The 23,634-nt window shown below is 74.6% G+C and carries 19 protein-coding genes; 5 read left to right on the top strand and 14 right to left on the bottom strand.

The annotated features are described in order from the left end of the window. Both IE330_RS30980 and IE330_RS30975 read right to left on the bottom strand, forming a co-directional pair. Window positions 1-354 (bottom strand): helix-turn-helix domain-containing protein (locus IE330_RS30980; RefSeq protein WP_190139487.1); only part of this gene is annotated, 354 nt, incomplete at its 3' end. Continuing rightward, the gene (locus IE330_RS30975; protein ID WP_190139486.1) at window positions 351-1,322 is read right to left on the bottom strand and encodes a helix-turn-helix domain-containing protein; all 972 of its coding nucleotides are present in this window, start codon (window positions 1,320-1,322) and stop codon (window positions 351-353) included. The genes IE330_RS30975 and IE330_RS30980, both read right to left, overlap by 4 nt. Window positions 1,323-1,617: 295 nt before the next feature. On the opposite strand from IE330_RS30975, the gene IE330_RS30970 reads away from it, so the two are divergent. Next, window positions 1,618-2,055 (top strand): alpha-amylase inhibitor, encoded by a 438-nt coding sequence (locus tag IE330_RS30970; RefSeq protein ID WP_190139485.1) that lies wholly within the window; start codon window positions 1,618-1,620, stop codon window positions 2,053-2,055. 67 nt (window positions 2,056-2,122) lie between these two features. Here the strand turns inward: IE330_RS30970 and IE330_RS30965 are convergent, their stop codons facing one another. The 4 genes from IE330_RS30965 to IE330_RS30950 all read right to left on the bottom strand — a co-directional run bounded on the left by IE330_RS30965 (window position 2,123) and on the right by IE330_RS30950 (window position 5,931). Then, window positions 2,123-2,812: a response regulator gene (locus IE330_RS30965; RefSeq protein WP_190139484.1), complete on the bottom strand. Its 690-nt coding sequence runs from the start codon at window positions 2,810-2,812 to the stop codon at window positions 2,123-2,125. Continuing rightward, on the bottom strand, window positions 2,809-3,966 hold the full coding sequence (locus IE330_RS30960; RefSeq protein WP_190139483.1) for a sensor histidine kinase: 1,158 nt from the start codon (window positions 3,964-3,966) through the stop codon (window positions 2,809-2,811). The genes IE330_RS30965 and IE330_RS30960 overlap by 4 nt, the downstream gene beginning before the upstream one ends. Before the next feature lie 590 nt (window positions 3,967-4,556). Beyond that, window positions 4,557-5,057 (bottom strand): DUF3017 domain-containing protein, encoded by a 501-nt coding sequence (locus IE330_RS30955; RefSeq protein ID WP_229926053.1) that lies wholly within the window; start codon window positions 5,055-5,057, stop codon window positions 4,557-4,559. A 16-nt stretch (window positions 5,058-5,073) separates the two neighbouring features. Continuing rightward, window positions 5,074-5,931, bottom strand: a complete 858-nt coding sequence (locus tag IE330_RS30950; RefSeq protein WP_190139481.1) for a bifunctional methylenetetrahydrofolate dehydrogenase/methenyltetrahydrofolate cyclohydrolase — start codon at window positions 5,929-5,931, stop codon at window positions 5,074-5,076. A gap of 246 nt (window positions 5,932-6,177) precedes the next feature. On the opposite strand from IE330_RS30950, the gene IE330_RS30945 reads away from it, so the two are divergent. Beyond that, complete coding sequence (locus tag IE330_RS30945) at window positions 6,178-6,810, top strand: RDD family protein (protein ID WP_190139480.1); 633 nt, start codon at window positions 6,178-6,180, stop codon at window positions 6,808-6,810. 88 nt (window positions 6,811-6,898) lie between these two features. Here the strand turns inward: IE330_RS30945 and purH are convergent, their stop codons facing one another. Then, a complete protein-coding gene (gene purH, locus IE330_RS30940; protein ID WP_229926052.1) occupies window positions 6,899-8,488 on the bottom strand; it encodes a bifunctional phosphoribosylaminoimidazolecarboxamide formyltransferase/IMP cyclohydrolase in 1,590 nt (529 codons plus the stop codon). Between the two features lie 20 nt (window positions 8,489-8,508). Beyond that, a complete protein-coding gene (gene purN, locus IE330_RS30935) occupies window positions 8,509-9,129 on the bottom strand; it encodes a phosphoribosylglycinamide formyltransferase (protein ID WP_190139478.1) in 621 nt (206 codons plus the stop codon). Window positions 9,130-9,417: 288 nt separating this feature from the next. On the opposite strand from purN, the gene IE330_RS30930 reads away from it, so the two are divergent. Beyond that, window positions 9,418-10,293, top strand: coding sequence for an MFS transporter (locus IE330_RS30930; RefSeq protein WP_373314766.1), 876 nt, complete (start codon window positions 9,418-9,420; stop codon window positions 10,291-10,293). A 26-nt stretch (window positions 10,294-10,319) separates the two neighbouring features. On the opposite strand, the gene IE330_RS30925 is transcribed toward IE330_RS30930, so the two are convergent. Then, window positions 10,320-12,881, bottom strand: coding sequence for a cell division protein PerM (locus tag IE330_RS30925; protein WP_190139476.1), 2,562 nt, complete (start codon window positions 12,879-12,881; stop codon window positions 10,320-10,322). A gap of 107 nt (window positions 12,882-12,988) precedes the next feature. Between IE330_RS30925 and IE330_RS30920 the strand changes: the two genes are divergently transcribed. Continuing rightward, window positions 12,989-14,275 (top strand): helix-turn-helix domain-containing protein, encoded by a 1,287-nt coding sequence (locus IE330_RS30920; protein ID WP_229926051.1) that lies wholly within the window; start codon window positions 12,989-12,991, stop codon window positions 14,273-14,275. Between the two features lie 129 nt (window positions 14,276-14,404). Here IE330_RS30920 and sucD read toward each other — a convergent pair whose 3' ends face one another. From sucD to IE330_RS30895, 5 genes are all read right to left on the bottom strand, one after another. Next, window positions 14,405-15,289 (bottom strand): succinate--CoA ligase subunit alpha, encoded by an 885-nt coding sequence (gene sucD, locus IE330_RS30915; RefSeq protein WP_190139474.1) that lies wholly within the window; start codon window positions 15,287-15,289, stop codon window positions 14,405-14,407. A gap of 23 nt (window positions 15,290-15,312) precedes the next feature. Then, complete coding sequence (gene sucC / locus IE330_RS30910; protein WP_190139473.1) at window positions 15,313-16,494, bottom strand: ADP-forming succinate--CoA ligase subunit beta; 1,182 nt, start codon at window positions 16,492-16,494, stop codon at window positions 15,313-15,315. 559 nt (window positions 16,495-17,053) lie between these two features. Next, complete coding sequence (locus IE330_RS30905) at window positions 17,054-18,280, bottom strand: VWA domain-containing protein (protein ID WP_373314765.1); 1,227 nt, start codon at window positions 18,278-18,280, stop codon at window positions 17,054-17,056. 888 nt (window positions 18,281-19,168) lie between these two features. After that, the gene (locus IE330_RS30900; protein ID WP_229926049.1) at window positions 19,169-21,808 is read right to left on the bottom strand and encodes a DUF5682 family protein; all 2,640 of its coding nucleotides are present in this window, start codon (window positions 21,806-21,808) and stop codon (window positions 19,169-19,171) included. Then, window positions 21,805-22,959: an ATP-binding protein gene (locus IE330_RS30895; protein ID WP_190139472.1), complete on the bottom strand. Its 1,155-nt coding sequence runs from the start codon at window positions 22,957-22,959 to the stop codon at window positions 21,805-21,807. The genes IE330_RS30900 and IE330_RS30895 overlap by 4 nt, the downstream gene beginning before the upstream one ends. 189 nt (window positions 22,960-23,148) lie before the next feature. Between IE330_RS30895 and IE330_RS30890 the strand changes: the two genes are divergently transcribed. Next, window positions 23,149-23,634, top strand: a 486-nt coding sequence (locus tag IE330_RS30890) for an SWIM zinc finger family protein (RefSeq protein WP_190139471.1), incomplete at its 3' end; no start/stop codon positions are given.

The following is a 23,634-nucleotide window of genomic DNA, read 5'->3' as shown; positions in this document are numbered from 1 at the left end:
GGCTTCGGGGGCCGGGGCGGCCGCGCCGGGGGCCCGGGCGTCCCCGCGCGCCGAGCGTCCGCTCCACGCCGCGTCCGCCAGCTCCCACAGGGCGAGCAGCCGGCCCGGCGGCTCCTCGGCGAGGGCGCACAGCGCGAGGACCGCCTTGCGCGGCACGGGCTTCTTGCCGTTGAGGTACCGCTCCCAGGAGGACCTGCTGTACGCGGTCCGGCGGCCGAGGGCCTCCAGGCTCAGGCCGGTGCGCTCGCGCAGCTCCCGCAGGGCCGCGGCCAGGGGCAGACACGCGGGCGGCACCGCGGACGGCGCCGCCCCGCCCCGGCCCGCGTCCGCGTCGGGCGCCCCACGCCGCCTCATTTGCGCAGCTCCCGCCAGGTGTCGGGGCCGACGACCCCGTCGGCCACCAGGTCGCGCGCCCGCTGGAAGCGCCTGGCGGCCTCCTTCGTGGCGTCGCCGTACGCGCCGTCGACCGCCCCGGAGCCGAAGCCGTGCAGCTTCAGCAGGCACTGGGCCTCGACGACCTCCCAGCCCGTGCTGCCGCGGTCGAGGATCACGCTGATCGTCCTGGAGTACCCGGCCTGCCGCACGCCGTTCGCGCGGTCCTTGTCGCACTCGTACGTCCGCCCCTTGTCGTACGCGTACGCGCCCCGGCCGTCCTCCTCCTCGTCTCCCCCTATCGCCTGGCCGGTGAGCAGGCCGCCCGTGAAGGCGGCGGCCACGGCCAGGGCGAACGCGGCGAGCGCGGTGCGCAGGCGCACGGTGCGGGGCCCGGCCGCCACCGTCGCGGCAGACGTGCCCCCGGCCGCGCCCGGCCGGGTACCGGCTCCCGCTCCGGCGCGGCCCTCCCCCGCCCCTGGCGCACCGCCGCGGGCGGGGGCAGCGCCTTCAGGTCCCGGGTCGCCCTCGTGCGGGGCGGCGCCCTCGCGGGCCTCACCCGCCTCCCGGGGCGCGGGAGCACCGGCTCGCGCGGTGACGCCCGCGGCGGCGTTCTCACGTGTCACCGACCGCGCGTCGGCCGCCGGTTCCGCGACGGCGGCGGCGTCCTCGCGCGGCGCCTCGCCGCCGCCCGCCACCTGCGCGACCTCGTGCAGCACGAGCAGGCGGGTGGGGTCCGCGCCGCACACCTGCGCCAACTCCTCCACGGCGGCGCGCGGCACCGGCTTCTTGCCGTTCAGATACCGCTCCCACGAGGAGCGGCTGTACGAGGTCTTGGCGCCGAGCGACGCCAGGCTGAGTCCACTGTGGTCCTTCATCCGGCGCAACTGGACCAGGAGTTGACGCTCCTGCTCCCCCAGTCGCACGGGCAGTTCTTTCCAACGCGGCATGTCTCTCCCCCGACGCGTCGCAAGGTCCCCGAGGCGTGTGGCCCCGTGTGCCCAATAGATGCCGGATGCACCAATTCCGGTTCCCGGAGATCCGTCCCACGCGATCGATCCGGCCACTCGCGACGCGTCCCACGTCCCACGCCCGCACCCACCGCGACCGCTTCTTCGCAGGTCAGCGCGTGGGACATCCCACGGGCACCCAACAGGACCAGCCGCTCTGGCTGTTGACCGATTCGGCTCGGCACAGTCGAGGGCGTACCACCCGGCACCACCACGTCCACGGGGGAGAACACCCATGTCGAGCACCACATCCATCGATACGCGCCCCACGGGCCCCGCCGCCGCGGGGGACACGGGCTGGGGCCGCCGGGCCGGGTCACGGCCGCGGGGCCGCACCGTCCGGCGGGCCGTCGTCGGCCTGGCCGCAGCCGCCCTGCTGAGCGGCGGCGTCGCCCTCACCCCGGCCGTGGCCGCCCCGGCACCGCAGGGCGGCGCCGACCGGGCTGCCCTGGAGCGGGCCGGGCAGGCCGGGCCGCTCGGCACCGCGCCCGCCTGCGTGCAGCGGTCCGTCAGCGGGCGCTCCGCCACCGTCACCAACAAGTGCGGCCGCACCGTACGGGTGAAGGTCGTCGTCAAGCGCGGGCCCGACTCGCGCTGCCACGCCCTGAAGAACCGCGCCTGGGCGCGTCATAGCTGGCCCCTCGGCTCCTACGACAAGACCGTGACCTGCTGAGACCCTGCGGGTACGGCAGCGCGACGGCGGTCCGCCCTGCTCGGGGGAGGGGGCGGGCCGCCGCGCGTCACAGGTCCGAGCCGCCCGGCGTCACCAGGCCCGACTCGTACGCGAGCACCACGGCCTGGGCCCGGGTGTCGAGGTTCAGCTTGTTCATCGCCCGGTTCAGGTGCGTCTTGACGGTCGCCTCGCTGATGTAGAGGCGGTCGGCGATCTCGGTGTTGGACAGGCCACGCGCGGCCAGCTTCAGGACCTCCAGCTCCCGCCCCGTCAGCGTGTCCAGAGCGGGCGGCGGCGCGTACCCGGACAGCGGCACCCCTGCCCGCAGCGCGAACGCCTCCACCAGGCGGCGCGTGACGCTCGGCGCGAACAGCGCGTCGCCGTTGCCGATCGCCGCCACCGCGGCGAGCAGCCGCTCCGGCCCCGAGTCCTTGAGCAGGAACCCGGCCGCGCCCGCGCGCAGCGCCCCGTACACGTACTCGTCGAGGTCGAAGGTGGTCAGGACGAGGACGCGCGGCGGCGGGTCGGGGGCGGCGGCCAGGATGCGCTCGGTGGCCGTGATGCCGTTCATGCCGGGCATGCGGATGTCCATGAGGATCACGTCGGGCCGGGTGCTCGCGGCCAGTTCCACGGCCTCGGCGCCGTCACCCGCCTCGCCGACCACCTCGATCCCGGGTGCGGCCCGCAGGACGCCGACGAGCCCGGCCCTGATGAGGAACTGGTCGTCCGCGACTAGCACCCTGATGTGTGGGCTCATGCGATGGCGTCGTCTCCCGGCGGTGCGGCCCGCGCCGACGTGGGGAGTGTCAGCCTGACGGCGAACCCCCCGGTGCCGCGCGGTCCGATGCTGATCGTCCCGCCGTAGAGCTTGGCCCGCTCCCGCATGCCAATCAAGCCGTGTCCCCGCCCCCGCTCCACTCTGTCCGGAATCACCCCCTCGCCGTCGTCCATGACCGAAACCTCGATGTTGTCGCGGTGGTAGCGCAGTTCCACGCTCGCGCTCGCCCGCCGCGCGTGCTTGAGGACGTTGGTGAGGGCCTCCTGCACGACGCGGTACGCGCACAGCTCCACGCCGGACGCGACCGGCCGGGGCGTGCCGACCACCCGGAACTCCACGGGCACCCCGCCCGCCCTGACCCGGTCCACCATCTCCTCCAGGCGGGCGAGGCCCGGCATCGGGGCGTCCGGCGCCACCCCGTCGTCCTCCTGGGAGCGCAGCACCCGCAGCATGCGCCGCATCTCCTCCAGGGCCTCGGTGCTGGTGCCGGCGATGGTGTCGAGCGCGCCGCGCGCGGTCTCGGCGTCGGAGTCGAAGACGAACTTCGCGAGGCCCGCCTGCACGGAGATCACCGCCATGTGGTGGGCGACCACGTCGTGCAGCTCCCGCGCTATGCGCCCGCGCTCCTCCGCCACCGCCCGGCGGGCCTTCTCCTGGTGCTCCTCGCGCGTCCTGCGGGCCAGTTCGGCGGAGCGGCGCGCCAGGTAACCCATGCGCCAGGTCAGGGCGTTGAGGCAGATCGACTGCGCCGCGACGGGCGCGAGGAAGCGGGCGTCGTGGCCGGCGCCGCTGAGCGTCCATATGGCCGACAACAGCACCGCGAGGTAGCCGGAGGTGCGGGTGGGGCGCACCACCGCGACGGTGTACAGGCAGAGCATGGGTCCGAAGCAGGTCACCACCGGCCAGTAGCCCGCGAGGATGTACAGCACCCAGGTGCTGTACGTCACCAGACAGACCGCGACCGGAGCCCGGGAGCGGACCAGCGTGGGCAGGATCACGAGCAGCCCCAGCAGATACCCGCGCATGTCGAGCGGGGGGTAGCCGAGGCTGTACGCGCCCCGCCCGATCAACGCCAGCAGTGCCACTTGCCCGAGGGCGAGCAGCGCGTCGACGGTGCACGGCCGGAGTCGCATCGCCGCAGCGTAACGCGCTTACCGGCGGGTTAACGTCAAACGTCCGACCTACTACGGGAGTTGTAGCTGACGGGCGCGTACGCCCGTCGCGGTAGCCGAACGTCAACCTGACACGGGACGACGGCGGGTGCCCCCGCCGCATAGTTTCTTGCCTCAGCACCACCGCCCGCGTCGCCACCGAAACGGCGCGCACGGGGGAAGGGGGCGCGGACCCGAGAACGGGGGAAGCACGGGGGGAACCGGGTCCGCGCCCCAAAAACCCGCAGGGGGAGAACCGACCGCAGGACCGACGACACAGCAGGCTCGACGACACAGCAGGACCGACGACACAGCAGGACCGAGACAGCGAGACCGAACACGCCGGACCGGCAGGGCAGTACGGACACCGGGACGGCACGCGCGGCGCGGCCAGGCGCCGCGCCCACGAGACCACTGAGGCCGCGGCCCCGTGCAAGGGGCGCACGGGGGAAAAACGGGCCCGCGGCCGACCGAGCACCACCCGCCCCACACCCGACGGCCCGTACTCACCTGGCGAGTACGGGCCGTCGGCATGTCCACCGCCCGGGGCACCCGCCGCCCCGGGGCGCCGGCTAGCTGCTGATCGTGAAGTGCAGCGTGTCGTCCAGGAACGGGATCTCCAGCCACGGCTCCGGCTGCGCCATCATCGCGAGCAGCACGATCACCAGGCCCAGCGCCCCGTACGTCACCATGTCCGTGAACCGCGAGCGCACGGCCAGCATGCCGACGCCCGGCAGCGTCCAGCGCATCACGGCCGCCGCCAGCAGCCCGAGGCCGACCAGTATCGTCCCCATCCGGAACACGTCGAACGCGGTCAGGAGCAGCCCGACCGCGACCACCGACACGACCGTGAGCAGCGGCCACTGCCGCGCGGGCGCGGGCGCGTCCCCCGGGGCGGCCCGCCCGCCGCCCTCGGGGCGCGCGGTGTCCCGTGTGAAGAGCGGGAAGCGCCGCGACACCTTCCGGGGCTCGCCGTCGGGGCCGGGCGCGCTGACGGCGCCCTCGGCCGTGGGCTCCCCGGACCGCTCCGGTCCGGCGGACGACGCCCCCCCGCTCCTGGCGTCAGCGCTCATCATGGTCACCCCCGGCTCAGCCGGCGGCGCCGCGCTCGGCGGCCTCCACCACGTTCACCAGGAGCTGCGCCCGCGTCATCGGCCCCACGCCCCCGGGGTTCGGGGAGAGCCAGCCGGCGACCTCGGCCACGCCGGGGTGCACGTCGCCGACGATCTTCCCGCTCTCGTCGCGGGAGACACCGACGTCGAGCACGGCCGCGCCCGGCTTCACGTCCTCCGGCTTGACCAGGTGCGGCACGCCCGCCGCGGCCACGATGATGTCGGCCCGGCGCAGGTGCGCGGCCAGGTCCCGGGTGCCGGTGTGGCACTGGGTGACGGTCGCGTTCTCCGACTTGCGGGTGAGCAGCAGCGGCATCGGGCGCCCGATGGTCACGCCCCGGCCGACGACGACGACCTCCGCGCCCTTGAGCTCCACGTCGTACCGGCGGAGCAGGCGGATGATCCCGTACGGCGTGCACGGCAGCGGCGCGGGCTCGTTCAGGACGAGGCGGCCCAGGTTCGTGGGGTGCAGGCCGTCGGCGTCCTTGGCCGGGTCCATCAGCTCCAGGACGCGGTTCTCGTCGATGCCCTTCGGCAGTGGGAGCTGCACGATGTAGCCGGTGCAGGCGGGGTCCTCGTTCAACTCCCGCACCACGGCCTCGATCTCCTCCTGCGAGGCGGTCGCGGGCAGTTCACGCTGGATGGAGGCGATGCCGACCTGGGCGCAGTCGCGGTGCTTGCCCGCGACGTACTTCTGGCTGCCGGGGTCGTCGCCGACCAGGATGGTGCCGAGGCCGGGCGTGACGCCCTTTTCCTTGAGGGCCGCCACGCGGGCGGTCAGTTCGGACTTGATCGCGGCTGCGGTGGCCTTGCCGTCGAGAATCTGGGCGGTCATGGTCCCATCCTCCCGGATGAGCCCGCCCCCGTACCAATCAGGGGCGCGCGAGCGGTCCCGGGCCCGCTGTGCGGTTGCATTCGCACAACGCTCCTCGGGGCCCGGCTGGACAAACAAATGGTGCTGAAGAACGATGAGCGGCACAGTGACGCGGCCGGTGTCGGGGGGACCGACGCATCTGTGAACGTTCCTCCGTGCGTGTGCGCCGCGACGTCCCCGCACTCCCCGACGGAGGAAGTCCCCACCATGAGCAACCCCTACGGGCAGCCACCCCAACAGCCCCAGCAGCCCGGCTACGGCCCCGGGTACGGCTACCCGCAGCAGCCCCCGCAGGGCGTCCCGCCGCAGGGCGCCTACCCGGGCCAGAACTACGCCCCGTACCCCCAGCCCCAGCCCGGCCAGGCGCCGTACGGGGCGTACCCGCAGCAGGCGGGGTACGGCATGGGGGGCTACGACGCGCGCCCCGAGCTGGCGCACTGGGGGCTGCGGGTGGGCAGCTTCCTGCTCAACTTCCTGATCAACTTCGGCCCGCTGTACCTCATCGCGGGCCTCAGCGTCGGCATCAGCGGCGAGGAGGACCCGAGCACACCCGTGCTGCTGCTCGCGATGGTGGCGTTCGTCTACACCGTCTTCATGTTCTTCTTCCAGATCTACAAGGAGGGCAAGACGGGCCAGACGATCGGCAAGAAGATCGTCGGCATCCGGACCCTGCGCGAGAGCGACGGGCAGGTGCTCGGCTTCGGCATGGCCTTCGTGCGCCAGCTCGCGCACTTCCTCGACAGCATCCCCTGCTACCTGGGGTGGCTGTGGCCCCTGTGGGACGACAAGAAGCAGACGTTCGCCGACAAGGTGTGCAGCACGGTCGTCGTCAAGGGCTGACGCACGACGTACGCGAACGGCGCGGGCGCCGCTCCCCCGAAGGGTGCGGCGCCCGCGCCGTCGGCGTACCGGGGCGGCAGGGGCCGGCTCAGTGGAAGAAGTGCCGCGTCCCCGTGAAGTACATGGTCACGCCCGCCTTCTTGGCCGCCTCGACCACCAGCTCGTCGCGGACCGAGCCGCCGGGCTGCACCACGGCCTTCACGCCCGCGGCGGTCAGCACCTCCAGGCCGTCCGGGAAGGGGAAGAAGGCGTCCGACGCGGCGTACGCGCCGCGGGCCCGCTCCGCACCCGCGCGCTCCACGGCGAGCTTCGCGGAGTCGACGCGGTTGACCTGGCCCATGCCGACGCCGACGGAGGCCCCGTCCTTGGCGAGCAGGATCGCGTTGGACTTCACCGCCCGGCAGGCCCGCCAGGCGAAGGCCAGCTCGGCCAGCTCACCCGGCGACAGCGCGTCACCGGTGGCGAGGGTCCAGTTCGCCGGGTCGTCGCCGTCGGCCTGGAGCCGGTCGGTGACCTGGAGCAGCGCGCCGCCGTCGACGGGCCTGACCTCGACGGGCGCGGCGGGCGCCTGCCGGGCGCGCAGGACCCGGATGTTCTTCTTCCTGGTCAGGGCCTCCAGGGCGCCGTCCTCGTAGTCGGGCGCGACGATGACCTCGGTGAAGATGTCGGCGACCTGCTCGGCCATCTCCCTGCTCACCGGCCGGTTCACGGCGATGACGCCGCCGAACGCCGACAGCGGGTCGCAGGCGTGCGCCTTGCGGTGCGCCTCGGCGACGGTGCCGCCGACGGCGATGCCGCACGGGTTGGCGTGCTTGATGATCGCCACGCAGGGGTCGTCGTGGTCGTACGCGGCACGGCGGGCGGCGTCCGTGTCCGTGTAGTTGTTGTACGACATCTCCTTGCCGTGGAGCTGCTCGGCCTCGGCGAGGCCGCCGCCGCCGTCCCCCGCGGCGAAGCCGCCATGAGACACATAGAGTGCGGCCTTCTGGTGCGGGTTCTCGCCGTAGCGGAGCTGGTTCTTCAGGTCGAAGGCGGCGCCGACGAAGGCCGGGAAGCGCTCGTCGGCCCCCGGCTCGGTCTCCTGGAACCAGTTCGCGACCGCGATGTCGTACGCCGCGGTGTGCTGGAACGCCTCGGCGGCGAGCGCGCGGCGCTCGGCGAGGCCGAAGCCGCCCCCGCGGACGGCGGTGAGCACGTCGGCGTACCGGGCCGGGCTGGTGACGACCGCGACCGACGGGTGGTTCTTGGCGGCCGCGCGCACCATCGACGGGCCGCCGATGTCGATCTGCTCGACGCACTCGTCGGCGCTCGCGCCGGAGGCGACGGTCTCGCGGAACGGGTAGAGGTTCACCACGACCAGGCCGAACGGCTCGACGCCCAGCTCCTGGAGCTGCGCGCGGTGCGCATCCAGGCGCAGGTCGGCGAGGATGCCCGCGTGCACGCGCGGGTGCAGCGTCTTGACCCGGCCGTCCAGGCACTCGGGGAAGCCCGTGAGCTCCTCGACCTTGGTGACCGGCACGCCCGCGGCGGCGATCCGCCCGGCGGTGGACCCGGTCGAGACCAGCTCGACGCCCGCCTCGTGCAGGCCGCGCGCGAGGTCCTCCAGGCCGGTCTTGTCGTACACGCTGATCAGCGCGCGGCGGACGGGCCGCCTGTCGTCTCCGGGGCCGGCTGCCACGGGCGTCGTACCTTCGGCGGTCACGGGATAACTACCTTTCGTCCCTCGATGCTGTAGCCGTCGCGGGCGAGGCGGCCCACGACGTCGACGAGCAGGCTTCGCTCGACTTCCTTGATGCGCTCGTGCAGAGCGCTCTCGTCGTCCTCGTCCCTGACCTCCACCACGCCCTGCGCGATGATCGGGCCGGTGTCGACGCCGTCGTCGACGAAGTGGACGGTGCAGCCGGTGACCTTCGCGCCGTACGCGAGCGCGTCGCGGACGCCGTGGGCCCCGGGAAAACTGGGCAGCAGCGCGGGGTGCGTGTTCACGGTGCGGCCGCCGAACCGGGCCAGGAACTCCTTGCCCAGGATCTTCATGAACCCGGCGGAGACCACCAGGTCCGGCTCGTACGCCGCGGTGGCCTCGGTGAGGGCGCGGTCCCACGCCTCCCGGCCCGGGTGGTCCCTGAGGCGGCACACGAACGTCGGCAGGCCCGCGCGCCGGGCGCGCTCCAGGCCCGCGATGCCGTCGCGGTCGGCGCCGACCGCGACGACCTCGGCGCCGTACGCGTCGGGTCCGTGCTCCGCGACGGCGTCGAGCAGTGCCTGCAGATTCGTACCTGATCCGGAGACCAGCACGACGAGGCGCTTGGCCTTGGCCACGGCGGGGCCCTTTCTCGGGAGTGCTCTTTGTACGGTCGTACGAAGGCTTCGCCCTCCCCGATACGGGGAACTCTACGAAGCGGCCGACCGTCAGCAACGATACCGGCACACCCAGCGGCCCCTCACGGGACGGGGGCGCGGCCGGAAGGTAGCGTCTGTGGGGGCAGACGCCCGCACGCCGAGTCGCCAGGCTCCACCGTCGAGTTGCCCGGCCCGCCGAGCCGGGCCGCGGAGCTTCGCCCGAGGCTCCGCACACGGGCCCTACAACAAGGGGAAGACGCACACCTGATGCCGGACCGCAGCCTCCGCCTCACGCCATCGTTCGCGTCCGCGTACGGACTGACGCACGAAGGGCGCGTCGGCTCGACATCCGGTCCCGGCTCGGTGCCGTCCGCCGCGCCCCGCGGCGGCCCGGTGCTGCTGAGGGAGGGGCGGCCCGGACCGTCCTCCTCCGCCCCGGAGACACCGGAGGGCGGCGGCCAAGGATCGTCGCAGGACGACAACCCGTTCGCGCCGCCGCCCGAGGGCGCGCCGGAGCAGCCCTGGCGGCCGCGGCGGCCCGCGAACGGCCCGGGCTCCGACGAGCAGGGCGGCGAGGGCGGCCAGGGTCAGGGCGGCGGCCAGGGCGAGTCGCCCTGGGGCAGTCAGTGGAGCGACCGGCAGCCGGGGCGCTCCCCCGGCGGCTTCGGCGAGCGCCCCCGCGGCCAGAACCAGGACGGGTCCGGCGGCCCCGGCGGCCAGGGCAACCTGCGCTGGGACCCCACCGACCCGGCCCAACGCCGCGCGCGCTACGCCCTGCTGTCCGGCATGTGGGCGTTCTTCTTCGCGCTCTTCGGCTGGCAGTACGTGGCCCTGCTGCTCGGCGCGCTCGGCGCGTACTGGGGCGTCAGCGCGCTGCGCGCCAAGCCGCGGCGGCCCGATCCTTCGGCCCCGGACGCGGCGCAGGCTCCCGCCGGCGGGTCCCGGCCCCAGACCACGGCGGCGATCAGCGGGCTCGTGACGGCGTCGCTGGCGCTGGTCATGGTCCTGGCCACGTTCGGCGCGCAGCTCGTCTACCGCGACTACTACACGTGCCGGGACGACGCGCTCACCAACCAGTCGCGGGAGGCCTGCGAGGACCTGCTGCCGAAGCAGTTGCGGCCGCTGCTGACGGACCGCGACTGAGCCCCTCCGCGGTGCCTGGGGCCGGGTCAGTCGGGTTTCGGGGCGGGAGGGTTCGCGCGGTTTCCGGAGCGGTTCCCCGAGCGGTTTCCGGAGCGGTTCTTCGAGCGGTTCGGGAGGAAGTCGAAGGGCTCGAACAGCGGGTCGCGGGAGCGCCGCGGCTTCGCCGCCGGGGCGGCGGGCGGCGCCGGGGCCTCCAGGGGACCCGAGAACTCGAACGGTACGAGGTCCTCCTGAGCTCCCGTGGGCGCCAGAGGGTCCGGCTCGCACGAGTCCAGGAGGTCGAACGGCTCGAAGGGGTCGAAGCGGTCGGGCAGCTCAGGGCCTTTGTGCCCGTCGTGGGGCTGCGGCGGCCCGAGGAACTCCATGAGGTGGAGGTGGTCGGCGGCCTCTGCGGCTTCTGCGACTTCCGCGGCCTCTGCGGCCTCTGCGGCCTCTGCGGCTTCCGCGGCTTCCGCGGCTTCTACGGCGGAGGTCTCCTGGGCGTCTCCGGCCTGGGAGGCGGCGGCCTCGGCGGCGGAGGCGTCCGCGGCTCGGGGAGCACCCGCGGCACGTAGGGCGTCCTCGGTGTTCTCGGGTACGTGTGCCGCAGCAGGCCCGGGGGGCGCGTCCGGCCCGGCGAGCTCAGCAGCCCGGGTGGCCGCAGAGGTCACGGCGGGCCCGGTGGACTCGGCGGACCCTGCGGTCGCACCGGGCCCCGTGACCGCGGCGGGGGTGGGAGTCCCGGCGGTCATGGTGAACGCGGCGGCCTCGGCAGCCCTGACAGCCCCGGCAGCCCCGACAGCCCCGACAGCCCCGGCAGCCCCGGCAGTCCCGATGGCCCCAACAGCCCCATCAGCCCCATCAGCCCCGAAGGTCTCGGCGAATGCGATAGGCCCATCGTTTGCTCCTGGCCCGGCGGTCACCGCCGCCCCTGCCGACCCCTTCGACGCATTCGGCCCCGTCAGACCCGTCAGCCCTGTCGACGACGTCGACCCCACCGACAACATCGATCCCGTCGGAGTCGATCCCGTCGGAGTCGATCCCGTCGAAGTCGATCCCGTCGAAGTCGATCCCGCCGGAGTCGGTCCCGTCAGCACCGGTCTCCCGGACGGTGCCCGGCCCGTCGCCCCGGAGGTGCGGGCGGCGTCCGGGGCCGGTTGCTCCGGGGCGCGGTGGCGGCGCGGCCAGGGGCGTCGCGCACGGCTGTGCTCGGGGCGGGGCGGACGCGTCCGTCTGCGCCAGGCCCGCGCCCACAGAGCCACCGGCACCCCCACCACGGCCGTCCACACCGCCGCCGCCGCGCCCACCGGCCACCACACCGGCCCGAAGTCGCTCAGCACCCCCGCCCCCATCCGGCCCCCCGCGAGCACCGCGAGCACCGCGCACCCGGCGCCGCACCCCATCGCCCCGAGGAACGCCACCACCGCCGTCCGCCCCACCGGCCACGCGTCCTCCCGCCTCCCGCCCGTCGGCACCGCCATCTGCGCGGTGAACCACCCCACGGCCCACCCCGCCGCCGCCGGCACCACCCCCGCCGCCCAGGTGAACGGCGACCCGGGCCCCTCCTCGGGCACCGCCGCGAGCAGCGGGAACACCGGCAGCAGCGGCGCGTCCCCGGCGCCCAGCGGCGCCACCACCGTGCCCTCGCCGAGCACGAAGCCGGGCCCGAGCCCGTACGACGCGCCCCACACCGCCGCGTTGGGCACCAGCGCGAGCGCCAGCAGGAGCACCCCGAGCCGCCCCGACCACGCCTCGGTGACCTCCAGGAACGACTCCCGTACCAGGCCCCCGTGCACCACCAGCGAGGCACCCACCAGCAGGGCGCCCCCGCCCACCAGCACCACCGTCCCCGCGGCCGCCGCCCGGCCCGCGGCGAGCGTCCGGTCGCGGACGAAGAAGCGCCGCACCGGCCCCGGCACCGCGTCCAGCGTCCGCCGCACCGCCTCCGGCAGCAGCCCCGGCGGCCACCCGTGCGCCGTCCACACCGCCGCGCCCGCCGCCACCACCGCGAGCAGCGGCACGTGCCACGCCACGCTCGGCCACGACGGCCGCAGCGGGCCGCCCGCCGCGTACAGCGTCACCGCGAAGGCCACCAGGACGTAGCCCGCGACGACGCCCCACCACGCGGCCCGCACCCGCAGCACGCGCTCCTCGGCGTCCACCGCGTCCCGCGCCGCCCGGTACAGCAGCCAGCACGGCAGCACCACCAGCAGCAGCGGTGTCACCCCGACCGGCGCCGCCTCCCCGGACAGCGTCTCCGTACGGACCAGTTCCGTGCCGTGCGCGAGCAGCCACAGCGCCGCCGTCACGTGCAGCGCCCCGTCGAGGCCGCTGTCCGGGTACGGCGAACCGACCCACAGCGCCAGGACGACGACCATGAACACCCCGAGCCCGAGACCCGCCGCGATCGCCCCGCCGAGCAGACCCGTGGCGAACCCCGACGAGGACCGGTCACGCGCCGGCCCGCCCGAGGCCACCGGGTGATGTGCCTCCCCCGCCTGCCACGGGTCCGGGTCGACGAGGGAGTGCGGGACCGCACCGGAGCCGGGGCCGCGACCGGTGGCGGAGCCGGAACCGGGGTCCGAGGAGGAATCGGTGAGGTGCGTCACCCGGCCATGCTCCCAACGACACGCGCTTTCTCCGCGTAACAGGCGAATACCGGATGTGTCGCCCAATATACGTTTATGTTCTTTTTCCTACGGTGGGACGGCTAGCCATGACCCAGAGCCCGGCTTCCCCCAAGCCCTCGGCCCCGGTCGAGCCGGAGGGTCGCCCTTCGCTGCCGCCCCCCAAGGAACGCCGGAGGCTGCGCGAGGCCGTGTCGCTCACCCAGGCGCAGTTCGCCACCCTCGTGGGGGTCACCCGCGCCACCGTCCGCGCCTGGGAGGCCGGCCGCACCGAACCCCGCGGCCGCCGGCGCGCCGCCTACGCCAAGCTCCTGGAGTCCCTCTCGACCGGCGCCGACGCCCCGCCCGCCTCCCCGGAAACACCCCACTCCCCCGGAACGCCCCCCTCCCCCGCAACGCCGCACTCCCCCGGAACGCCACGCTCCGGCAGCTCCGAGGCGGCGGACCCCGGGCACGGCCTGCCCGGCGCCGCCCCTGGGGCCGGGGGCCGCGCCGGATTCGGGGGCGGGGGCGGTTCCCGGTCCGGAGCAGGGGCCGGGGCGGGTTTCGGTGCCGGGCAGCGGATCCGGACGGCGCCCCCTCCGCGCACCCCGGAAGAGGCCTTCGACACCCTGTGCGTCGGCACGGCCCCGGCCCTGCTGCGCCAGACCTACGCCCTCACCGGCCACCGCACCCTCGCCGCCGAGGCCGTCGACCGCGCCCTCCAGCTCGCCTGGCAGCGCTGGCCCGAGGTCGCCACGGACGGCGACCCGCCCGGCTGGGTCCGTGCGGCCGCGTACGAGTACGCCCTCTCCCCCTGGCACCGCTTCCGCCCCGGCCTGCGCCTCACCGACACGCCGCCCACCGACGTCTCCGACCGCGCCGTCCTCGCGGCCCTGCGCAGCCTGTCACCCGCCCAGCGCCGCACCCTGCTGCTCTACGACGGGCTCGGGCTCGACCTGCCGGACACCGCCGCCGAGACGGAGGCCAGCACCCCGGCCACCGCGAACCGGCTGCTCCGCGCCCGCGCGTCGGTCGCCGCCCGCCTTCCCGAACTCACCGCCGAGGCCCTGCCCGCCCGGCTGGCCGCGCTGGGCAGCGCCGAACAGCTCGTCGTCCCGCGCCCGGCCCGCCTCCGGGCGGCCGGCGAGCGCCGCGCCCGGCTGTGGACCCGCGCGGCCGTCGTGTTCACCACGCTCATCATCGGCGCCACCGCCCTCACCCTGCGCACGGCCCCCACGCATTACGAGCCGCCCCAGTCCCCCGGCAGCGCCATCAGCGACGTCCCCCCGCTCCTGGGCCCGGGCCCCCTCACCCCCGAGGACGAGGCCCTCCGGCACGAACTCTCCACCCAGCCCCACACCGGCCCCCACCGCCTGCTCCCGGACACGCGGTGAACCGGGCGGCCCCGGAACGGCGGAAGGCGGGCCCGCACCCCTCGTGAGGGATGCGGACCCGCCTTCCGCGGCAGCGGATGCCGGCCGGCGCCGGTCGAGCCGACCGGTGTCGGCCGAGGTCGGCCGAGGTCAGCCGGCGAGGATCGCCCGGGCCAGCTTCGCCGTCTCGGTCGGCGTCTTGCCGACCTTCACGCCGGCGGCCTCCAGGGCCTCCTTCTTCGCGGCGGCCGTACCGGAGGAGCCGGAGACGATGGCACCGGCGTGGCCCATCGTCTTGCCCTCGGGCGCGGTGAAGCCCGCCACGTAGCCGACGACCGGCTTCGTCACGTTCTCCTTGATGAAGTCCGCCGCGCGCTCCTCCGCGTCGCCGCCGATCTCACCGATCATCACGATCAGGTCGGTGTCGGGGTCGGCCTCGAAGGCGGCCAGGGCGTCGATGTGCGTCGTACCGATGACCGGGTCGCCACCGATGCCGACGGCCGACGAGAAGCCGATGTCGCGCAGCTCGTACATCATCTGGTACGTGAGCGTGCCGGACTTCGAGACCAGGCCGATGCGGCCCGGCTTGGTGATGTCGCCGGGGATGATGCCCGCGTTCGACTGGCCGGGCGTGATCAGGCCGGGGCAGTTCGGGCCGATGATCCGGGTCTTGCCGCCCTTCTCCACGGCGTACGCGTAGAACGCGGCGGAGTCGTGGACGGCGATGCCCTCGGTGATGACGACCGCGAGCGGGATCTCGGCGTCGATGGCCTCGACGACGGCGGCCTTGGCGAAGGCCGGCGGCACGAAGAGGACGGAGACGTTGGCGCCCGTCTTCTCCATCGCCTCGGCGACGGTGCCGAAGACCGGGATCTCGGTGCCGTCGATGTCGACCTTGGTGCCCGCCTTGCGCGGGTTCACGCCGCCGACGATGTTCGTGCCGTCACCCAGCATGAGCTTGGTGTGCTTCATGCCCGTGGCACCGGTCATGCCCTGGACGATGACCTTGGAGTCCTTGTTGAGGAAGATAGCCATGGTGGTCTGTGTCCCTCGATCCCTTACTTCGCAGCCGCGGCGAGCTCGGCGGCCTTGTCGGCCGCGCCGTCCATGGTGTCCACGCGCTGGACCAGCGGGTGGTTGGCGTCGCTCAGGATCTTGCGACCCAGCTCCGCGTTGTTGCCGTCGAGGCGCACGACCAGCGGCTTGGTGACCTCTTCGCCCTTGGACTTGAGGAGCTCCAGGGCCTGGACGATGCCGTTGGCGACCTCGTCGCAGGCGGTGATGCCGCCGAAGACGTTGACGAAGACGGACTTGACGTCCGGGTCGCCCAGGATGATCTCCAGGCCGTTCGCCATCACCTCGGCGGACGCGCCGCCGCCGATGTCGAGGAAGTTGGCGGGCTTCACGCCGCCGTGGTCCTCACCGGCGTACGCGACGACGTCCAGGGTCGACATGACCAGGCCGGCGCCGTTGCCGATGATGCCGACCTCGCCGTCCAGCTTGACGTAGTTGAGGCCCTTGGCCTTGGCCGCGGCCTCGAGCGGGTTGGCCGCGTCCTTGTCCTCGAGCGCCTCGTGCTCCGGCTGGCGGAAGTCGGCGTTGGCGTCCAGGGAGACCTTGCCGTCCAGCGCGATGACGTCACCGGAGGCGACCTTCGCCAGCGGGTTGACCTCGACCAGGAGGGCGTCCTCCTTGACGAAGGTCTCCCACAGCGTCACCAGGACGGCGGCGACCTTGTCGGCGACCTCGGCCGGGAACTTCGCGGCCTTGACGATCTCCTGCGCCTTCTCGGGGGTCACACCCTTGTTGGCGTCGATCGGGGTCTTCGCGACGGCCTCCGGACGGGTGGCCGCCACCTCCTCGATGTCCACGCCGCCCTCGACGGAGGCGATGGAGAGGAAGGTGCGGTTGGTGCGGTCCAGGAGGAAGGAGACGTAGTACTCCTCCGCGATCTCCGGGGCCGTCTCGGCGATCATCACCTTGTGGACCGTGTGGCCCTTGATGTCCATGCCGAGGATGTCCGTCGCGCGGGCGACGGCCTCGTCCGGGGTCGCGGCCAGCTTCACGCCACCGGCCTTGCCCCGGCCGCCGACCTTCACCTGCGCCTTGACGACCGACTTGCCGCCCAGGCGCTCGGTGATCTCGCGCGCCGCCTCAGGCGTGTCGATGACTTCACCGGCCAGCACCGGTACACCGTGCTTGGCGAAGAGGTCCCTCGCCTGGTACTCGAACAGGTCCACGCGCGTCCGTCCCTTTTCAGTGATCTCGCGCCGCTCGCTAGTGCAGCGGCTTCAGTCTCTGCGTGCTCTGCGTGGGCGTGCCGCGAAGGGCAACGTGACTGCGCTGTCACAAGGGAGGCGTAGCCGAAGAGTCCGGTACGCGGCATGTCCGTCTCGCAGGTTATCGCCGTGGGACGTGCCTCCCTAAATCGCAGATCACATTTGCGCGGTGATGACGGTCACAGATCGTGCGCGGCGGGTACGCCGGAGGGGTACGGGGCGCCTGTCCGCCGCGGGGGCGAGCGGGTTCCGCCGCGGCCCGCGCCCTGCCGGGGGTGGGTCCGGCGGGGGTGGGCGTTCGCTGTCGCGATCGTCAGTGGCTGTGGGGGGCGGGTGGGTCCCCCGGGGGCCCGGGGGGCCGGGGGGCCGGGGGGCCGGTTCCAGGGCCTGGGGGATCTGGGGCCCGGGGGGTTCGGGGGCCCGCCCGGAGGCCCGGAGGCCCGCAGGCCCAGAGGGGGTCCGGGGCCCGAGGGCTCGGCGGGCGGGTGCCCGCCGGGCAGCTCCCGCTCCCGGGGGTGGCTCACGCCCGGTCGTCCGGTATCGGCAGCGGCCGGCGCTCGATGGCCGCTGCCATCACGTCCGGGAACAGGTCGGGGGTGCAGGCGAAGGCCGGTGCGCCAAGGGCGCCGAGCGCGGCGGCGTGCTCGTGGTCGTACGCGGGCGCCCCCTCGTCGGACAGCGCGAGCAGCGTCACGAACTGCACGCCGGACGCCTTCATCGCCGCGACCCGCTTCAGCATCTCGTCCCGGATGCCGCCCTCGTACAGGTCGGAGATCAGCACCACGACCGTGTCCGCAGGCCGGGCTATGTGGGCCTGGCAGTACGCCAGCGCCCGGTTGATGTCGGTGCCGCCGCCGAGCTGCGTGCCGAAGAGCACCTCCACCGGGTCGTCGAGCTGGTCCGTCAGGTCGACCACGCTGGTGTCGAACACGACGAGCCGTGTGCTGATGGACCGCATGGACGCCAGCACCGCGCCGAACACCGACGCGTACACCACCGACGCCGCCATCGAACCCGACTGGTCGATGCAGAGGATCACGTCCTTCTTCACCGCCTGCGAGGCCCGCCCGTACCCGATCAGCCGCTCGGGCACCACCGTCCCGTACTCGGGCAGGTAGTTCTTGAGGTTGGCCGCGATCGTGCGGTTCCAGTCGATGTCGCGGTGGCGGGGCCGACTGACCCGGGCGCTGCGGTCGAGGGCGCCGGTGAGGGTGGCCCGGGTCCGCGTGGCGAGCCGCTTCTCCAGGTCCTCGACCACCTTTCGCACGACGGCGCGCGCGGTCTCCTTCGTCGTCTCCGGCATCGCCTTGTTCAGCGACAGGAGCGTGCCGACCAGGTGCACGTCGGCCTCCACCGCCTCCAGCATCTCGGGCTCCAGGAGCAGCGCCGAGAGGCCGAGCCGGTCGATCGCGTCGCGCTGCATCACCTGGACCACGGACGACGGGAAGTACGTGCGGATGTCCCCGAGCCAGCGGGCCACCGACGGCGCCGACGCCCCGAGCCCCGCCGTCCGCCGCTGCCCCCGCTCCTGCCCGGCCCGGCCGCCCCCGTACAGCGATGCCAGGGCCCCGTCCATCGCGGCGTCCCGCCCACCCAGCGCACACCCGGTCCCGTCCGCCCCGTCCCCACCCAACACAAGCCGCCACCGCCGCAACCGCTCCGACCCGGCGGCCCCGCCGAACGCTGTTCCCTCCGGTGTAGTTCCCTCTGGTGCAGTTCCCTCCGGTGCCGTTCCTTGGGGCGTCATCCCTTGGGGTTCCGTTTCCTGGGGCGGCGTTTCCTGGGGTGCCGGTTCCTGAGGCGCCATTCCCTGAGGCATCGTTTCGTGGGGTGCTGTCCCCTCCGGCGCTGTTCCCGGGGTGACTGCGCCCCTGAGGGTCGTTCCCTCAGATGCCGTTCCCGCAGGCGTCGTTCCCTCTGGTGCCCTTTTCTGGGGTGCCGTCTTGTGGGGTGCTGTCCCCTCCGGCGCCGTACCCTGGGCGGCTGCGCCCTCGAGTGCCGTTCCCTCGGTCGCTGCCCCCTCGGGTGTCGTTCCCCCCGCTGCTATTTCCCGGGGCGACGCTTTATGAGGTGCAGTCCCCTCCGGTGCCGTTCCCTGGGTGGCTGCCCCCTCGGGCGCCGCTCCCATGGGTGCCGTTCCCTGGGTCGCTGACCCCATGTCCCTTGTCCTTCCCGCCACCGTCCTCATGCCGCCCGTTGGCCTTTCGGGCACCGCCCCCGCGGGCACCGTCCTCTCGGCCCCTGTCCCCACACCCGCCATCCCCTCCGGCGCCATTCCCCCGCCTGTCCCTGGGGTCACTGTCCCCACGTCCGCCGTCCTCCCGGCCGCCGTCCCCTCCGGCGCCCTTGCCTCGGCCGCTGTCCCCATGCCCGTCATCCCTTTGCCGCCGTTCCCGCGCGCACTGTCCCCTCCGGCGCTCCCCGGGCCGCCGCCCCCTCGGCTTCCCCCTCACCCCGCCTCCGCCGATCCGCCGTCCGCCGACCTGGCACCTGCCTGTTCACCTGCGGCCGCCGGGCTCGACGTCGTGGTGGCTGCCGCTTCTGCTGTCCGCGCGACCGGTGCCCTCACCGCCCCAGCCGGGCGCCGGGCACCGCAGCCGCAGCAAGCCTCTCGGCCGCCCTCCCTTCGGCCCCGTCAAGCCACCTCCATCCACCCGCCCTCCCTCATCGCCGCGCCCGTCCGGCCGCCTGCCGCCGCCACGCGGCCGCCCTTGCCGTCCCCGCGGCCGCCGCCCCAGCCGGTGTCGCCGTCGTCGTCGCTGCCGCCGGTGAGGCCCAGCAGCAGGCCCACCACCGGCAGCACCGCGTCCGCCCGCTCCCGGTCGAGGTCCGCGGCGTAACCGGACATCCCGGTGGTCGCCGACCTGACCCCGCCCCGTCCTGGACCCCGCCGTACGAGTTCGCCCACGGTGCGCCGGACCCCCGGCTCGTACGCGGAGAAGGTCCGGCGCAGCAGCGGCAGGACGTCCACGAACGCCTCGTCGGACACCCCGGTGAGCCACTGGTCGACGAGGCCGAGCAGCCGCTCGTCGTGCACGAGCAGCATCCCGCCCCCGGCACCTCCGGCCAGGAAGCCCTCGATCCACGCGGCGGCCTCCGCGGGCTCGCTGCCGCGGGACAGGGCGAGGCTCATCAACCGCGCGGCCTCCCCCTCGGCCAGCGCCCCGTCGTCCATCAGCAGCCGGGCGCACCGGCCGCGCACCACCCCCGCGATCCGCTCCCCACCGGCCAGCCCGCGCAACACGCCGCGCCACCGCCCGCGGATGCCGCCGTGAGCCGCGGTGGAGCGCCCGCCCCCGCGGCCGGGCTGGTCCGGGGTGTCCGCCGTGGGCGGCCGGTCGGCAGGGCCGGGTCCAGGGGTGCTGCCCCCGGTGGCGCCCGCCTCTGCCGCGCCCGGCCCCGGTTCGGCCAGCTCCCCCAGCAGCCCCACGGCCCCGTGCACCGCGTCCACGCGCACCCGCATGCGCCCCGCCGCGTCCGCGTCCAGCCCCGCGCAGGCCGACGGCAGCCCCACGAACACCCGCTCCGCGAGGCCGAGCGCGACCTCCCCCAGGGCCCCGGTGTCCGTCCCGCGCACGTCCCCGTACCGCAGGGACCGCACCAGCGCGGGCAGGGCCTCGGCCAGGTGCCCCACGTCCGCGTCGAGCGCCGCCCGGTCGGCGAGGACGCGCATGACCACGGGCAGCGCGGACGGCAGTTCGGCGAGCAGGCACCGCTCCGCGAGGGCCGTGACGTCGGCGAGGGTCTCCGCGCCGACGGCGTCCGCCTCCGCCTTGGCCGTTGCGGCGCCCGCCACGGTCGTGCCCCACACCCCCGCCTCGGCGACCCGCACCGAGAGCTCCGGTTCCCAGCGCAGCCGCCAGGTCTCCCGGAACGTCCCGGTGCTGCCGCGCGACGCGGCCGGCTCGCCCCAGCCGATGCCGAGCAGCCGCAGCCGGTGCAGCAGGCGGCTGCGCGCCGCGTCGGTGTCCTTGCGCAGGTCGAGTTCGAGCTCCCGCTCCAGCGCCTCCGGCTTGAGCCGCAGCGTGCGCTGGAGGCGGGTGAGGTCCCGCTGCAACGGCACGGCCGGGGCGGACTCCGGCACCTCCCCGAGGACGTCGCCGACGACGAGCCTGTCGTGCACCAGCGCGAGCGGCACGTCCGAGCCCTCGCACATCACGGCCCGCACCGCGTCCATCGTCTCGGTGAGCCCGGCCAGCGGCCGCCCGCGCATCGCGGCGAGCGTGTCCGCGAGCCGCACCGCCTCGATCACGTGCGCGGACGAGACGATCCGGTCCTCGTCCCTGAGCAGTCCGGCGACCTTGGTCAGCCACCGCTCCACGGGCCGGTCGGGCGCGTGGAACAGATGGCCGTACCAGCCGGGCGAGTCGATGCCCGCGCCGTACCCGCTCGTACGGGCCAGGCGCCGGTGCGTCCAGGGCACCCAGGTCAGGTCGACCTTGACCTTGGGCAGCCCCTTGAGCAGCGCCCGGTCGGCCGCCACCGTCGCCCGCTGCCGCAGCGCGGGCACGTGCCACGCCCCGCACACCACCGCGACGCCGTCCGGGCCGAACTCCCGCACCGCCGCCCGCACGTGCAGCCGCATGTGCGCCTCCCGCAGGAGGTCCCGGTCGTGGCCGCCGTGGCCGTGCGTCTCGCGCAGCGCCTCCATGGCCTCGGCGAGCGCCTCGAACGGCGCGAACGGGTCGGCCCCCGCCCCCCGGTGCTCGACGACGTCCTCCCACCAGCGCTCGGGGTCGTCGTACCCCGCGGTGTCCGCGAGCACGGCCAGCGGATCGACCCGCACCGCCTCCTTCGCCGTGCGCTCCCTCTCCGTACGCCCCCTCTCTGCAGGCTCCGGCTCCGCCCCCTCCGGCCCCGGTCCTTCCCCCGTACGCCCCGGCTCCCGTCCCCCCGGCTCCGGAGCCTCGCCTTCCGGTTCCTCTCGGTGCGCCAGGGTGTGCGCCGCCGGGAGGTCCATGAACCGCACCGGCACCCCGCGCCGCACCGCCCACCGCATCGCCACCCACTCCGGCGAGAACTCGGCGAGCGGCCAGAACGCCGACCGCCCCGGCTCGTCCACCACGTGCGCGAGCAGCGCCACCGGCGGCCGCAGCTCCTCCTCGGCGGCGAGTTGCACGAGGCCGTCGGCCTCCGGCGGGCCCTCGATCAGGAGCACGCGGGGCGCCGCCGCGCCCAGGGCGGCCCGCACCGCGCGCGCCGAGCCCGGCCCGTGGTGCCGCACCCCGAGCAGCAGCGGCCCGCCCGGCCGCTTTGTCCCCGTGGCGGCCGTCATGCGCTCACCTCGCGGCACGCGCGGTAGAAGTCCTTCCACCCGTCGCGCTCGCGCACGACCGCTTCCAGGTACTCCTGCCAGACGACGCGGTCCGCCGCAGGGTCCCGTACGACCGCGCCCAGGATGCCCGCGGCCACGTCGGCCGGGCGCAGGACACCGTCCCCGAAGTGCGCCGCGAGGGCCAGGCCGTTGGTGACCACGGAGATCGCCTCGGCCGTAGACAGCGTGCCGCTGGGCGACTTGACCTTCGTACGGCCGTCCGTGGTGACGCCGTCGCGCAGCTCGCGGAAGACCGTGACGACGCGGCGGATCTCGTCGATGCCGTCGGGCGCGGTGGGCAGGTCGAGGGAGCGGCCGAGCTGGTCGACACGGCGCGAGACGATGTCGACCTCGGCCTCGGGGCTCTCCGGCAGCGGCAGGACCACCGTGTTGAACCGGCGGCGCAGCGCGCTGGACAGGTCGTTGACCCCGCGGTCGCGGTCGTTCGCCGTGGCGATGAGGTTGAAGCCGCGGACGGCCTGCACCTCCTGGCCCAGCTCCGGTATGGGCAGGGTCTTCTCGGACAGGATCGTGATCAGCGTGTCCTGCACGTCGGCGGGGATACGGGTCAGCTCCTCGACCCGGGCCGTCATGCCCTCGGCCATGGCGCGCATCACCGGGCTGGGCACCAGCGCGTCCCGGCTCGGGCCGTGGGCGAGCAGTTGCGCGTAGTTCCACCCGTAGCGGATGGCCTCCTCGGGCGTGCCCGCCGTGCCTTGCACGAGGAGCGTCGAGTCGCCGCTGACCGCCGCCGCGAGGTGCTCGGACACCCAGGTCTTCGCCGTGCCGGGCACGCCGAGCAGGAGCAGTGCGCGATCGGTGGCGAGGGTGGTGACGGCGACCTCGACGATGCGGCGCGGGCCCACGTACTTGGGCGTGATGACGGTGCCGTCCGGCAGCGTGCCGCCCAGCAGGTACGTCGCCACGGCCCAGGGCGAGAGCAGCCAGCGGGCGGGGCGTGGCCGGTCGTCCTGTGCGGCGAGCGCGGCGAGTTCGGCGGCGAAGGCGTCCTCCGCGTGCGGCCGGAGCGCGTGCGCCGCGTCCCTGTCACCGTCCTCCGCGTCCGGTTCGGACGCGGCGTTCGTACCGGTTCGCTCCACGGAAACAGTCATGGTGATCCCCCTCCAGCTCGGGCATGCGCCGGTGACCCGGAGCGCGCATGCGTCGGCAACGACGCGGCGTCGCCGACGGCTCGGCCGCGATGTGTCCCACCGTGCACCACGCCACTGACAATCGGCTCTGACCTGCGAAGACGCGACGGCCGCGGCGGATTGTCAGTGGCGGGACCTACCGTCGACGACATGACTCAGCAGGGGGTGCGCTGGACGGCGGACCAGGTGCTGGCACTGGCACCTGACGCCCCGTCCCGCAAGGCGGGAAGCAAGCTCGGCGTCGCCGGGCCGTGGACGCAGACGGGCAGTTCGGGCGAGGGGGCCGTATGGGGACTGTGCAAGGGCAGCGGCAGCAAGCCGTACCGGACGGTGGTCGACGTGGCGGACGCGGCGGGCCCGGCGTACCGATGCAGTTGCCCGAGCCGTAAGTTCCCGTGCAAGCACGCGCTCGGCCTGCTGCTGCTCTGGGCGGGCCCCGACGGCTCGGCGGGCACGGGCGGCTCGGGCACGGGCGCTCCCGCCGGCACGGACGCGGTGCCGGACACCGGGGAGCCGCCGGACTGGGCGCGCCAGTGGCTGGACGCACGGCGCGAGAAGGCGACGGAGGCAAAGCACGGCCCGGCCGCGGCGGCGCGGGCGGCGGCCTCCCCCGAGGCGGCGCGCAAGCGGGCGGAG

This window comes from Streptomyces longispororuber, assembly GCF_014656095.1.
Lineage (GTDB): Bacteria > Actinomycetota > Actinomycetes > Streptomycetales > Streptomycetaceae > Streptomyces > Streptomyces longispororuber.
Note: the sequence above shows the minus strand (reverse complement) of the source record. Positions and strands in the feature narration are given on the sequence as shown.

Excerpts from the sequence above, each read along its gene's own strand:
- IE330_RS30975 (WP_190139486.1), bottom strand. The coding sequence starts at position 1,322 with ATGCCGCGTTGGAAAGAACTGCCCGTGCGACTGGGGGAGCAGGAGCGT.
- IE330_RS30970 (WP_190139485.1), top strand. The coding sequence starts at position 1,618 with ATGTCGAGCACCACATCCATCGATACGCGCCCCACGGGCCCCGCCGCC.
- IE330_RS30965 (WP_190139484.1), bottom strand. The coding sequence starts at position 2,812 with ATGAGCCCACACATCAGGGTGCTAGTCGCGGACGACCAGTTCCTCATC.
- IE330_RS30960 (WP_190139483.1), bottom strand. The coding sequence starts at position 3,966 with ATGCGACTCCGGCCGTGCACCGTCGACGCGCTGCTCGCCCTCGGGCAA.
- IE330_RS30955 (WP_229926053.1), bottom strand. The coding sequence starts at position 5,057 with ATGAGCGCTGACGCCAGGAGCGGGGGGGCGTCGTCCGCCGGACCGGAG.
- IE330_RS30950 (WP_190139481.1), bottom strand. The coding sequence starts at position 5,931 with ATGACCGCCCAGATTCTCGACGGCAAGGCCACCGCAGCCGCGATCAAG.
- IE330_RS30945 (WP_190139480.1), top strand. The coding sequence starts at position 6,178 with ATGAGCAACCCCTACGGGCAGCCACCCCAACAGCCCCAGCAGCCCGGC.
- IE330_RS30930 (WP_373314766.1), top strand. The coding sequence starts at position 9,418 with ATGCCGGACCGCAGCCTCCGCCTCACGCCATCGTTCGCGTCCGCGTAC.
- IE330_RS30920 (WP_229926051.1), top strand. The coding sequence starts at position 12,989 with ATGACCCAGAGCCCGGCTTCCCCCAAGCCCTCGGCCCCGGTCGAGCCG.
- sucD (WP_190139474.1), bottom strand. The coding sequence starts at position 15,289 with ATGGCTATCTTCCTCAACAAGGACTCCAAGGTCATCGTCCAGGGCATG.
- IE330_RS30905 (WP_373314765.1), bottom strand. The coding sequence starts at position 18,280 with ATGACGCCCCAAGGAACGGCACCGGAGGGAACTGCACCAGAGGGAACT.
- IE330_RS30900 (WP_229926049.1), bottom strand. The coding sequence starts at position 21,808 with ATGACGGCCGCCACGGGGACAAAGCGGCCGGGCGGGCCGCTGCTGCTC.
- IE330_RS30895 (WP_190139472.1), bottom strand. The coding sequence starts at position 22,959 with ATGACTGTTTCCGTGGAGCGAACCGGTACGAACGCCGCGTCCGAACCG.